An 11,835-nucleotide genomic window follows, 5' to 3' on the forward strand; every position below is an offset into this window, starting at 1 on the left:
CCTCGAAGCGGACGACGGCGGAGCCCGCGCGCCGCGCCCGGCAACTGTATGTTTCCTCTCACTTTTTGCGGCGTGTGACACGCGTCGCTTCGGCTCTGGTGTAAGACTGGATAGCTGCGGCGCAGGCCGCGGAACGCGAAATGCCGAGGGAGCCAGATGACCACCACCCAAGACCAGACCGCAGCCAAGATCCCCCAGCGGGTCATTTGGCTGGCCGTGGCGGGCGCCGTGGGCGGCTTCCTCTTCGGCTTCGACTCTTCGGTGGTCAACGGCGCCGTCGACGCCATCAAGGACGAGTTCGCGCTCAGCGAGGCCGTGACCGGCTTCGCCGTGGCCGTGGCCCTCCTCGGCTGCGCGGCGGGCGCCTACCTAGCCGGCAAGGTTGCAGACCGCTATGGCCGCATCCCCGCCATGAAGGTCGGTGCGCTGCTGTTTCTGGTCAGCGCGATCGGGACGGGCTTTGCCTTCAGCGTGTGGGACCTCATCTTCTGGCGTCTCATCGGCGGCCTGGGCATCGGCCTGGCCTCCGTGATCGCGCCGGCCTACATCTCCGAGATCTCCCCGCGCCACGTCCGCGGACGCCTGGCGTCGCTCCAGCAGCTCGCCATCACCACCGGTATTTTTGCCGCTCTGCTTTCGGACGCCCTGTTCGCGAACTTCGCCGGCGGTGCCGACCAGGTCCTCTGGTTCGGCATCGAGGCCTGGCGCTGGATGTTCCTCGCCGGCGCTGTGCCCGCCGTCGTGTACGGCTGGATTGCCTACACGCTGCCCGAGTCACCGCGGTTCCTGGTGTTCCAGGGCAAGGATGAGGAAGCCCTGAAGGTCTTCCAGTCCATCGCTCCGGACGAGGACACGGACCGCCACCTGCGCGACATCAAGAAGGCCATCGAGGAGGACAAGGTCTCGGGCCAGAAGGGTTCCCTGCGCGGCAAGGCCTTCGGCCTGCAGCCCGTGGTGTGGATCGGCATCATCCTGTCGGTGCTGCAGCAGTTCGTCGGCATCAACGTGATCTTCTACTACTCCACCACCCTGTGGAAGGCTGTCGGCTTCCAGGAGAAGGACTCCCTGACGATCTCCGTCGCCACCGCCGTCACGAACATTCTGGTTACCCTCGTCGCGATCGCCCTCGTGGACCGGATCGGCCGGCGGCCCATCATGCTCGCGGGTTCCATCGGCATGGCCGTCTCCCTCGGCACCATGGCCGTGGCCTTCGGATCCGCCACCGGGACCGGCGACGCGATTTCGCTGCCCGGCGCGTGGGGGCCGGCCGCCCTGGTGGCCGCCAACGTCTTTGTGATCAGCTTCGGCGCCTCCTGGGGACCGCTGGTCTGGGTGCTGCTGGGCGAGATCTTCCCGTCCCGGATCCGCGCCCGCGCCCTGGGCCTTGCCGCAGCCGCGCAGTGGATCGCCAACTTCGCCATCACGCTCAGCTTCCCGGTCATGGCGGCTGCCTCGCTGCCCCTGACGTATGCCATGTACGCGACGTTCGCGGCGGCCTCGTTCTTCTTTGTGAAGTTCAAGGTGCCGGAGACCAACGGAATGTCCCTGGAACAGGCCGAGACCCTGTTTGTGCCCAAGGGTTCGGCGAAGGGTTCGGCCAAGGGTTCCCCGAAAGACCCCTCGAAGGCAGCCTCGAAGGCCTGAGCCGGACCGCGTAAGGTCGCCCTGCACCCGGCGACACGACACGAACGCCCATGCTTCCCTGGAGGCATGGGCGTTCTTCGTCATGGCTGCGGCTTCTGCATGAAGCCAGGCTTGCTAAAGCACGTGCGGCTCGTGCGCCGTGAGGTAGCGCCTCCCGCCAAAGACCACAGCAATCGCGGCCACCATGGCCACGGCGCCGGCGAAGAAGGGCACCTGCGGGCCGAAGTGCTCGCCCAGCTGCGCGGCGGCAAAGGGTGCCAGGGCGCCGCCCATCCAGCGCACGAAGTTGTAGCCGGCGGAGGCCACCGGCCGCGGCGAATCGGAAACACCCATGGCCAGCTCTGTGTAGATGGTGTTGTTGACGCCCAGCAGCGCCCCCGAAATGACCACGAGGACGACGACGGCGGGAACCGAGTGCCCGGCGGCCAGGCCCAGCCCCACCAAATCCAGCATCAGGAGGACCAGGGTGCCGGTCAGGACCCGGACCGCTCCGAAGCGGTTCTGCAGCACAGGGGCGGCGAACACCGAGAAGACAGCGACCGCGACGCCCCAGCCGAAGAACACCCCGCCGATCCCGTAGGCGTCCATGCCCAGGATGAAGGGCGTGAAGGCGAGGACGGTAAAGAAGCCGTAGTTGTAGAACAGGCCGCTGGCCGCCGTCGTCCGCAGCCCCCTGTGCCCGAGGGCCAGCAGCGGATCACGGAGCCGGACTTTGCGTTCGGGCAGCGGGGTCTTGGGCAGCAGGGCAATGAGGGCGATGAACGCGGCGGCCATCAGCACGGCCGTGCCGAAGAACGGGGCACGCCACTGCCAGCCGCCCAGCAGGGCGCCCAGCAGCGGGCCGAGGGAAATCCCCAAGCCGAGGGCGGCCTCGTACAGGATGATCGCCGTGCCGGCCCCGCCGCTCGCGACGCCGACAATCACCGCCAGCGCCGTGGCCACGAACAAGGCGTTGCCCAGCCCCCAGCCGGCCCGGAAGCCGATGAGCTCAGCAACACTGCCTGAGGTGCCGGACAGCGAGGCGAACACAACGATCACTGCCAGTCCGATCAACAGCGTCCGCTTCCCGCCGATCCGGGAGGAGACGTAGCCGGTGATCAGCATGGCGACCGCGGTCACCAGGAAATAGCTCGTAAAGAGCAGCGACACCTGGCTCGGGGAGGCATCCAGGTTCTTGGCGATCGCCGGCAGGATGGGGTCCACCAGCCCGATGCCCATAAAGGCGAACACCGCCGCGAGGGCCGTCGCCCACACCGCCTTGGGCTGTTTGAGTAGCGAGGTCTTCTCGGCCTCGAGCGTGACTTTGGCTGCCGGCAGGGTGTCGGCGGGGTGGCCGTCCATGGGCGGAACTCCTAAATGATGGAAACTTCGGTTGGATATTAGGCCTGGAGCGTCGCGTTTATCCGGCCGATGACCGGAAGGGCGGCGGCCAGGGCGGCGCGGTCATCGTCCGAGAGGGACGAGAGGATGCCGGCCATGACGGCGTTGCGGCTCTCGTTGGCGGAGGCGACGGCGGCGAGGCCGGCTTCCGTAAGGGTCACACGGACGGCGCGGGAGTCGTCGGGGTCGGGTTCCCGCCGGGCTAGGCCGGCACGCTCGAGCTTGATGATCTGCTCGGTGGCGCTGGGCACTTTGACGCCGAGGTTCCGGGCGATTTCGCCCACCCGCACTCCGCCGGCGGAGGAAGCACTGCCATCTGGGCCGGGTGCGGCGTCCAGCAGCATCTTGAGCATGCTGAGCTGGGCGGCGCTGAGTTCGCCGTCGGCGTCGAGACGGCGGACGAGGTAGATGCTGTGGCGGAGGGCCTCGCGGAAGTCCTGGGCGAGGGCGAGGAGGCCGGGGTCAGCCGGTTCACTGGCGGTCATAGTTAGGTAGCCTAACAGTTAGGCTACCTAATGGTCAAGGATCCCCCGGGGTTGCCCTATCACTCTGAGTGGCCAAACCCGCCGGATGGCAACCCAGAGTGATAGCGCAACGGCTTAAAAACGCCGACGCCGGAACTCGGGGGAGCTCCGGCGTCGGCGGCATGCTTCGGCGATGGGAACAGACTAGACGGCGGCCTTGGCCTCCTCGACGAGAGTGGAGACGGCCGGGAACAGCGGGTGGTCCGGGGCCAGGCCCGTGATCTTCGCCGCTGCCTCGTCCGCGCCCGTGGAGGCCAGGATCTTCCCGAGCTCCACTGCCTCGTCGTCGGCCGGGTCGTTGAAGCGCAGGGCTGCGGCGATCGCGCCGAGCAGGGCCTCCGGGACGATCCCGCGCTCGGCCAATTCCGCCGCGGGCCCGATGAAGCGTTCATGCCTGCTGAGCTTGCGCAGCGGCGCCCGGCCGACCCGTAGCACGGTGTCCGGCAGGTGTGGGTTGGAGAAGCGGCCCAGGATCTTCTGGACGTACGCCTCCTGCTCCTCACGGTTGAACCCGTGCTTGGCCACCAGGAGCTCCTTGGTTTCGTCCAGGACGGCGCGCACGTCGGCAGCGACGTCCTGATCGGCCATGGCCTCGGAAATCTTGCCGAGGCCCGCCTCGAAACCGAAGTAGGCCGCCGCGGCATGCCCGGTGTTCACGGTGAACAGTTTCCGCTCGATGTACGGTCCCAGGTCATCGACGAAGGTCGCGCCCGGAATCACCGGTTCCTTGCCCGCGAACGGGGTCCGGTCGATGACCCATTCGTAGAAGGTCTCCACGGTAACGTCCAGGCCCTGCCCGGCCTCCTGGTTGGGCACGATCCGGTCCACCGCCGTGTTGGCGAACACGGCGGCGCCATCCAGGGCTCCGGCGGCCGGATCCCACTGGGCCGCCACTTCGGATTTCAGGATGTCGGTCGCGTTGATGGCGTTTTCGCACGCCATCACCTGCAGCGGGGCCAGCCCGGCGGCCCGGGCTGCGATCCCCTTGGCGATCACCGGCGCCACGAACTTGAGGATGTGCGGCCCCACGGCGGTGGTGACGATGTCCGCCGTCGCGATTTCCGCGATGACGTCCGCCTCCTGGGTGCTGGAGTTCAGCGCGCGGAAGTTCTCCACGGCGCGGACTGCGGGGTTGTCCCCCACCTCGTGGACCCGGTAGGAGTCCGCGGCGGCAAGCTGGTTGATGAGGGCCTCCGCGACGTCCGCGAAAACCACCTCGTACCCCGCCTCGTGCAGCAGCAGGCCTACGAAACCGCGGCCGATGTTGCCGGCTCCGAAATGGACAGCCTTCACTATGAATTGACCTTTCCGAAGAGGGCCAGGACTTCCTCGACCGTGGTGGCCGCCTCAAGCTGGGCCACCTGGGCCTTGTTGGTGAAGACCTTGGCGATCGAGGACAGGATGTGCAGGTGTTCGTTGTTGACGCCGGCCACGCCGACCACGAACTTCACTTCCTTGCCGTTCCAGTCGATGCCGTTCGGGTAGCGGATCACCGATACCGCGGACTTCATGATGTGGTCCTTCGCGGCGTTGGTGCCGTGCGGGATGGCGAGGAAGCTGCCCATGTAGGTGGAGACGGATTCCTCGCGTTCGTGCATGGCGTCGACGTAGCCGGAGTCCACGGCGCCGCGGTCCAGCAGGAGCCGGCCGGCCTCGTCGATCGCGGCGTCCCGCGTGGTGGCAGTGCCGCTGAGCACGACGCTCTCGGCCACCAGGATCCCCGCGGGACCCGTTTCCTCAGCAGCTTCCGGCGCCGGTGCGACGGCAGGTGCGCCAGTGGCCGAGTCGGTTTCCCCGTCCGTGTTGCTTGACCTGACCAGTTCCACGATCTCGTCGTACCGGGGGCTGTTCATGAAGTTGTCCACCGAGACGTGCACGGCGCTGGCGGTCACCGGCTTCGCGCGCTCCGTCAGGTCCTGGTGCGTGATGACGACGTCGTACGTGTCGCTGAGGTTGGCGATCGCGGAGTTGGTGACCTTGACGTCCGGGAAACCGGCCGCCTTGATCTTGTTCCGCAGCACCGAGGCGCCCATCGCGGACGAACCCATGCCGGCGTCGCACGCAAAGACGATGTTCTTGACCGGTCCGGCGAGGACCGCGACGCCGGACGCGGATGCACCGGACCCCGCGAGCATGGAGGACACCGAGCTCTTCTTGCCCTTCATTTCCTCCATCCGGTGCGTGGCCTCGTCGAGCTCTTCCTCGGCGGGCGCCTTACTGGCCTTCAGGATTACCGAAGCGATCAGGAAGGAGACCGTGCAGGCCAACAGCACGGAGAGCGTCACGCCGAAGTAGCTGTTCGCCGGCGTCGCGGCCCAGACAGCGATGATGCTGCCCGGAGCAGCCGGGGAGCGGAGGCCGGCGCCGGTGACCACCAGTGTGAAGATTCCGGTCATACCGCCGCCGATTGCGGCGAGGATCATGATCGGCTTCATCAGTACGTACGGGAAGTAGATTTCGTGGATGCCGCCGACGAACTGGATCAAGGCAGCGCCGGGCGCGGTTGCCTTAGCCAGGCCCTTGCCAAAGATCGAGTAGGCGAGCAGGATGCCCAAGCCCGGACCGGGGTTGGCCTCGAGCAGGAAGAGGACGGACTGTCCCTGTGCCAGCGCCTGCTGGATTCCCAGCGGGGTCAGCACGCCGTGGTTGATGGCGTTATTAAGGAAAAGGACCTTGGCGGGTTCGATGAAGATGCTGGTCAGTGGCAGGAGTCCGTTGTTGACCAGGAACTGGACCACGTTCCCGGCGGCTTGGCTGAATGCCGAGACCAATGGTGAGATGCCGAAGAAGCCCAGCATCGCCAGCAGCGCGCCCCAGATACCAGCGGAGAAATTGTTCACCAGCATCTCGAAGCCGGGACGGATCTTCCCTTCCCAGATGGAGTCGATCTTCTTCATGCTCCAGCCGCCGAGGGGACCCATGATCATGGCGCCAATGAACATTGGGATGCCGGCGCCAACGATGACGCCGGTGGTGCCGATCGCGCCGACTACGCCACCGCGGTGGCCGTAGACCATCTTGCCGCCGGTGTAGCCGATCAGGAGGGGCAGCAGGAACGTGATCATCGGACCGACGAGGCCCAGATTCGGCTCGCCCGCGGCGTTGGTGCCGTAGCCGCCAAGCTCGGGGACGGGTAGCCAACCTTTCTCGATGAAGAGCGACGTGATGATGCCCCAGGCGATGAACGCCCCGATGTTGGGCATGATCATGCCGGACAGGAAGGTCCCGAATTTCTGGACGTGTACCCGCGCGCTGGTGCGTGGTTTCGCAACTGTCTCTGTTGCCATGTGAGTTCCTAACCGTCGTTCCCGCAGCTTTGCAGGATGGTCCGATAATTTCGCCGAGCTAGCTGGTGGAGCTGGTGGAGATCCGGTGGAGCCATTCGAGGAAAAGCTTGAGTTCCGAGCTGGAGAGCTGGTCCGAGTGCGATGACTGCAGGGCCGCATTCAAGGCGATGGCCGCCACCACCACCGAGGATTTGCCGGAGTCCTCCGGGCCGCTGTTCTTGGCCTGGTCCGAGGACACCGCAAAGATCATGGCGTCCCGGGTCATGGTGGACAGCTCGAGGTTGCGCTCGGGCGCCTTCTCCGTGATCAGCATCAGTGTCACGCCCACGTTGGCAGCCAGGATGCTCCTGGCAGCTTCGCGCGGGGGGACGTTGAGCTGGCCGGCGACGGCGGCCTTGTTCAGCATCTCCTCCATAAGGCCCTCGGCGTCGGCGACGACGGCCGGGCGGCTCTCGGGGCGGATATTGCCAAACATAACCAGGTACAGTTCCGGCTGCTTGAGCCCGAACTGCACGTGGTTGTCCCACATCCGCCGGATGTCTTCCAGCGGTTGTCCGGACGGCGCGAAGTCGCGTTCGCCCGCCACATACTCTTCAAAACCTGCCGCGACGACTGCGTCGAACAGCCCCTCCTTGTCACCGAAGTGGTGGTAAAGGGTCGGTGCGGTGACGCCGGCCAGCTGCGTGATCTGGCGGGTGGAAACGGTACCCCCGGCGGAGCTGGCCAACAACTCGGCGGCTGCACGGAGCAGCCGCGTCTTAGGCGGAAGCTGGCCATCGAAACTCATAACCGCTACCCTAGCACCTATAGCAACGCTATATGAAGTGCATCACATACAATTTTTTCAGGTGCCGGATCCGTCTGCCGACGTAGCTGTCGGCGGGCGCCGCCGGACGATCCGGGAGGGAACCTCCGGCCCGGTTCGGACGGCTCCGGCGTCACCTGACTTAATGGCTTACCGGCCCACGGCAGAGAATGAGGACCTTCAATGCAGAACTTCCCAGGAGTAGGCGTCAGCCCCGGCCGCATCATCGGAACGATCCGCCAGATGCCCAAACCCGTCAGCGAACCGCCGGCCGGGGAACAGTTGCCGGCCGGCGTCACGGCCGAGGATGCGACGGCGGCCCTGAAGGCCGCCGCGAAGGCCGTCCACGATGAGCTGAAGGCCCGGGCCGAGACGGTCAGCGGCGACGGGAAGGCAGTCCTGGAGGCCACTGCACTCATGGCCACGGACACCATGCTCCTGAAATCGGCGGCCAAACTGATCGGCCGTGGCACGTCCGGCCAGCGGGCCATCTGGGAGGCCGGCGGCTCGGTCTCGGAAATGCTGCACAACCTGGGCGGCTACATGGCGGAGCGCGCCACCGACGTCCTGGACGTCCGGGCCCGGATCGTGGCCGAGCTCCGCGGCGTCCCGGCCCCGGGCATTCCCTCCTCCCCCACCCCGTTTATCCTGATCGCCGAAGACCTGGCTCCGGCGGACACGGCCACCCTGGATCCGGAGAAGATCCTGGCGCTGCTCACGGCCGGCGGCGGACCGCAGTCCCACACCGCCATCATTGCCCGCTCGCTGGGCCTCCCCGCCGTCGTGGCCGCCGCCGGAGTGGACCAGCTTCCGGACGGCACGGAAGTGTATGTGGACGGCGCCGCCGGCCTGATCACGGCGGACCCGGATGACTCCCAACGGGCCGCCGCCGAACACTGGGCCGCCACCGCCTCGCTACTGGCCGACTTTGACGGCACCGGCGCGACGGCGGACGGGCACCTCGTGCCGCTCCTCGCCAACGTCGGCGGGGCCAAGGACGCCGTGGCCGCCGCGAAGCTCAACGCGCAGGGCGTGGGGCTTTTCCGGACCGAATTCTGCTTCCTCGAGCGGGACACCGAGCCCACCGTGGACGAACAGGCCGCCGCGTACAAGGGCGTCTTCGACGCCTTTCCGGGCAAGAAGGTGGTGCTCCGGACGCTCGACGCCGGCGCGGACAAGCCGCTGCCCTTCCTCACCGACGCCACCGAACCGAACCCCGCCCTCGGCGTACGAGGTTACCGCACCGATTTCACGACGCCGGGCGTGCTGGAACGCCAGCTGCAGGCCATCGCCCGGGCGGAACAGGAATCCGAGGCGGACGTCTGGGTGATGGCGCCGATGATTTCCACCGCGGAGGAGGCCGCCCGGTTCGCCACATTGTGCGCCGAGGCCGGGATCAAGACCCCCGGAGTCATGGTGGAAGTACCGTCCGCGGCGCTCACCGCCGAGGCCATCCTCCGGGAGGTCGGGTTCGCGAGCCTGGGCACCAACGACCTCACCCAGTACGCCATGGCCGCCGACCGCCAGCTCGGCCCGCTCGCGGCCCTCAACACGCCGTGGCAGCCGGCCGTCCTGCGGCTGGTCGGGCTGACTGTCGAGGGTTCCGCCGCGGAAGGCTCCAGCAAGCCCGTCGGCGTGTGCGGTGAGGCCGCCGCGGACCCGGCCCTCGCCGTCGTCCTGACCGGGCTCGGCGTCTCGACGCTGTCCATGACGGCCCGGTCGCTCGCCGCCGTGGCCGCGGTGCTGAAGACCGTCACCCTGGCCGAGGCGCAGGAGCTGGCCAAACTGGCCCTCTCCGCACCGAGCGCCACCGAGGCCCGCGCCTGGGTCCGGGCCAAGCTGCCGGTCCTTGAGGAACTGGGCCTGTAACCGAAGCGCGGGCCCCCGCCCGGGGCGCTAGGATGCACTCCATGACACTGATTGCTCCCCGGGTGGCCGCCGCCCTTCCGGCCGAGGACGCACAGAAACTCCAGTACGCCCTCAACGGCAGCGACGACATCACGGTGTTCGTCGACGGGACCGTGCACCGGCTGCCAGCCCAGGCGCGGGACGCCGTCGTCGACCTGCTGGCGCGCTTCAGCCGGGGCGAGGCGGTCACGGTCAGCAGCGTGGAGGAAATGCTGACCACGTCCCGGGCCGCGGAGCTGGCGGGAATCTCGCACACCTATCTGCGGAACATGACGGACCGCGGCGAAATCCCGGTGGAGTACCGGGGCACGCACCGGCGGATCCGGCTCGCCGACATCATGGCCTGGCTGGAAAAGCAGAAAAAGAACAATTCCGCCGACGATGCACCGGGCCCCGGGGATGACGGTGCCGCCGATGCTTCGTGACGGCGTGATAAGGATCAAACAACGATCCCGGCCCGGCGCGGAGGAGCGCGGAGGGCCGGGGTTACGCTTGGATTGTGGGTAAGTTCAGAGGGTGGCACATCGTGGCAGGCATTGCCGCCATGGTGCTCACCGGCATCCTCGGAACCGCGATGGGGTTGAATAATACGGCGGCCTTTATGTCCAGCTGTGTGGCGTTTGTGGCTGTCGCGCTGTGGACGGACAGCCGGATCACGCTCCGCAGGAGACAAAGGGCGCGCGCACTGGCGCGTGAGACGGCGGAGGCCGCCGGCCGTGACGACGTCCGCCCCGAGCAGGACCGCCAGTTCGGCGCCGAACCTCCGAACCGCGAGGGCCGCGGCACCTGAAGCCGCCAGATCCAAAACCGCCGGACCCAAAGCCCATCGGGCTAGATCCGGGGCCGGTCCGCCCAGCGCCGCGCCTTCAAGGCCGCGTGGAGTTCCAGCCGCACCATTCCCTTGAGCGGATCGACGCCGAGCAGCTGCCGGATCCGGCCCAGCCGGTTGTAGATGCTGCTCCGGTGCAGATGCAGCTTGTCCGCCACTCCCTGGACTGAGCCGTCGTTGTCGTAGAAGAGTTCCAGGACGGGCAGCAGTTCGTGGTTCCGGTCGTGGTCCTCCAGAAGGCGGAAGTAGACCGAGCCGGCGTCCGCCCACGCCCCCGCTCCGCCGCCCGCCGAGGCCAGCAGCTGGTAGATTCCGGTGGCGCGGCAGTCCACGAGTTCCCCCAGTTGGGGATCCACCGCCGCCGCCTGGGCGGCCTGACGGGACTGCCGGTAGGCGTCGGCCAGTTCCCGCGGCCGGGCGAAGCCCTCGGAGGTTCCGAGGATGATCCGATGCACCGCCCGGCCGGAGCGTTTGGCCAGCTCCAGCTGGTAGTGGACCAGCACCTGGGCGTGGTCCGCCCGGCCGGTGGACTCCTTGAACAGGACGACGGAGTGGGTCTCCGTGCCGGCGCTGAACAGGGCGGCATCCACACCGATGGTGGCCTGCAGCGCCGCGGAGCGGTGGATCAGCGTGGAGGCGATCGGGTCCGATCCCTCCGCCCAGCCGTCGGCGTCGAGTACTGTCACGAGCTGCCAGGGACCGCGCCCCTGGACTTCCTTCCAACCGCCCACGGCCGCGACGGCGTTGGACTCGCCCCGGCAGGCGGCCAGGAATTCCTGCTCGCGGCGGCGGCGGAACTCGGATTCGGCGGTGTTGGATTCCAGCAGGAGGGTTGAGAGCTGTTCGAGTTCCGGTGCCACCTCGGGCAGCTGGGCGAGGACCGACGTCGCGTTTGGCTCGTCGGCTTCCAGCTGGACCCAGAGGTAGCCCACCCGGAAGCCGCGCAGCAGCAGGGGAACGCAGACGCGGCCCAGCATCCCGAGCTCCTCGTTGGCCGGCACCACCACAGGCCGAACGGCCGTCGCGATCCCGTGCGAGAGCTGCCAGGCGCTGACGTCCAACGCGACGCGTTTGGTGAGCAGGAAGTTCACCCGGACGCGGTCCGCGTGCGATTGGTTGGAGCTGTAGGCGAGCAGCAGACCGTCGAGATCCTCGAGGGAGAGGCCGCGGCCCAGTTTTAGTGCGACCTGCTCCACGAGCTGTTCGACGTCCTGCTGCTGCATCCTGCAACATTACTGCCGTTTCCTCCCCGGCTGGGAATGCGGCGGCTAACACCCCCTCAACGGACAGCAGGCGACACCTGACGTTTGGCGCTTCGACATTTGTCCAGCCCGCTAATTGGAAAACCCCGGAATTCCGCGAAATCCTCGTGCTGCCGTCCGGCCGGGCCTGTAGCCTGCCTCACAGTGGGATTTATTCTGGAAGTACGACTTCCCCCACACATCCAGGCCCACAAGG

General features: G+C 67.4%; 10 protein-coding genes. 4 read left to right on the forward strand and 6 right to left on the reverse strand.

The window, feature by feature from the left end; translation table 11 throughout:
• Positions 1-156 precede the first annotated feature (156 nt).
• Positions 157-1,644: a sugar porter family MFS transporter gene (locus AC1DC5_RS15020; RefSeq protein WP_476865683.1), complete on the forward strand. Its 1,488-nt coding sequence runs from the start codon at positions 157-159 to the stop codon at positions 1,642-1,644.
• A gap of 114 nt (positions 1,645-1,758) precedes the next feature.
• Here AC1DC5_RS15020 and AC1DC5_RS15025 read toward each other — a convergent pair whose 3' ends face one another.
• The 5 genes from AC1DC5_RS15025 to AC1DC5_RS15045 all read right to left on the reverse strand — a co-directional run bounded on the left by AC1DC5_RS15025 (position 1,759) and on the right by AC1DC5_RS15045 (position 7,622).
• Positions 1,759-2,985, reverse strand: a complete 1,227-nt coding sequence (locus AC1DC5_RS15025; RefSeq protein WP_476865684.1) for an MFS transporter — start codon at positions 2,983-2,985, stop codon at positions 1,759-1,761.
• Between the two features lie 38 nt (positions 2,986-3,023).
• Positions 3,024-3,509, reverse strand: a complete 486-nt coding sequence (locus AC1DC5_RS15030; RefSeq protein ID WP_476865685.1) for a MarR family winged helix-turn-helix transcriptional regulator — start codon at positions 3,507-3,509, stop codon at positions 3,024-3,026.
• Positions 3,510-3,692: 183 nt separating this feature from the next.
• On the reverse strand, positions 3,693-4,841 hold the full coding sequence (locus AC1DC5_RS15035; protein ID WP_476865686.1) for a mannitol-1-phosphate 5-dehydrogenase: 1,149 nt from the start codon (positions 4,839-4,841) through the stop codon (positions 3,693-3,695).
• Complete coding sequence (locus tag AC1DC5_RS15040; protein WP_476865687.1) at positions 4,841-6,835, reverse strand: PTS mannitol transporter subunit IICBA; 1,995 nt, start codon at positions 6,833-6,835, stop codon at positions 4,841-4,843. The genes AC1DC5_RS15035 and AC1DC5_RS15040 overlap by 1 nt, the downstream gene beginning before the upstream one ends.
• Positions 6,836-6,893: 58 nt before the next feature.
• On the reverse strand, positions 6,894-7,622 hold the full coding sequence (locus tag AC1DC5_RS15045) for a TetR/AcrR family transcriptional regulator (protein ID WP_441405211.1): 729 nt from the start codon (positions 7,620-7,622) through the stop codon (positions 6,894-6,896).
• Between the two features lie 201 nt (positions 7,623-7,823).
• Between AC1DC5_RS15045 and ptsP the strand changes: the two genes are divergently transcribed.
• The 3 genes from ptsP to AC1DC5_RS15060 all read left to right on the forward strand — a co-directional run bounded on the left by ptsP (position 7,824) and on the right by AC1DC5_RS15060 (position 10,338).
• Positions 7,824-9,509 carry a phosphoenolpyruvate--protein phosphotransferase gene (ptsP, locus tag AC1DC5_RS15050; protein ID WP_476865688.1) on the forward strand — a complete coding sequence of 562 codons (1,686 nt, stop codon included), beginning with the start codon at positions 7,824-7,826 and terminating at the stop codon, positions 9,507-9,509.
• Positions 9,510-9,550: 41 nt separating this feature from the next.
• The gene (locus tag AC1DC5_RS15055; protein WP_476865689.1) at positions 9,551-9,973 is read left to right on the forward strand and encodes a helix-turn-helix domain-containing protein; all 423 of its coding nucleotides are present in this window, start codon (positions 9,551-9,553) and stop codon (positions 9,971-9,973) included.
• 74 nt (positions 9,974-10,047) lie between these two features.
• A complete protein-coding gene (locus AC1DC5_RS15060) occupies positions 10,048-10,338 on the forward strand; it encodes a hypothetical protein (RefSeq protein WP_441405214.1) in 291 nt (96 codons plus the stop codon).
• Between the two features lie 41 nt (positions 10,339-10,379).
• Here the strand turns inward: AC1DC5_RS15060 and AC1DC5_RS15065 are convergent, their stop codons facing one another.
• Positions 10,380-11,600 carry a PucR family transcriptional regulator gene (locus tag AC1DC5_RS15065; protein WP_476865690.1) on the reverse strand — a complete coding sequence of 407 codons (1,221 nt, stop codon included), beginning with the start codon at positions 11,598-11,600 and terminating at the stop codon, positions 10,380-10,382.
• Positions 11,601-11,835: the final 235 nt, after the last annotated feature.

The organism is Arthrobacter sp. 10L424, from assembly GCF_056395325.1.

Excerpts from the sequence above, each read along its gene's own strand:
- AC1DC5_RS15020 (WP_476865683.1), top strand. The coding sequence starts at position 157 with ATGACCACCACCCAAGACCAGACCGCAGCCAAGATCCCCCAGCGGGTC.
- AC1DC5_RS15025 (WP_476865684.1), bottom strand. The coding sequence starts at position 2,985 with ATGGACGGCCACCCCGCCGACACCCTGCCGGCAGCCAAAGTCACGCTC.
- AC1DC5_RS15030 (WP_476865685.1), bottom strand. The coding sequence starts at position 3,509 with ATGACCGCCAGTGAACCGGCTGACCCCGGCCTCCTCGCCCTCGCCCAG.
- AC1DC5_RS15040 (WP_476865687.1), bottom strand. The coding sequence starts at position 6,835 with ATGGCAACAGAGACAGTTGCGAAACCACGCACCAGCGCGCGGGTACAC.
- AC1DC5_RS15045 (WP_441405211.1), bottom strand. The coding sequence starts at position 7,622 with ATGAGTTTCGATGGCCAGCTTCCGCCTAAGACGCGGCTGCTCCGTGCA.
- ptsP (WP_476865688.1), top strand. The coding sequence starts at position 7,824 with ATGCAGAACTTCCCAGGAGTAGGCGTCAGCCCCGGCCGCATCATCGGA.
- AC1DC5_RS15055 (WP_476865689.1), top strand. The coding sequence starts at position 9,551 with ATGACACTGATTGCTCCCCGGGTGGCCGCCGCCCTTCCGGCCGAGGAC.
- AC1DC5_RS15065 (WP_476865690.1), bottom strand. The coding sequence starts at position 11,600 with ATGCAGCAGCAGGACGTCGAACAGCTCGTGGAGCAGGTCGCACTAAAA.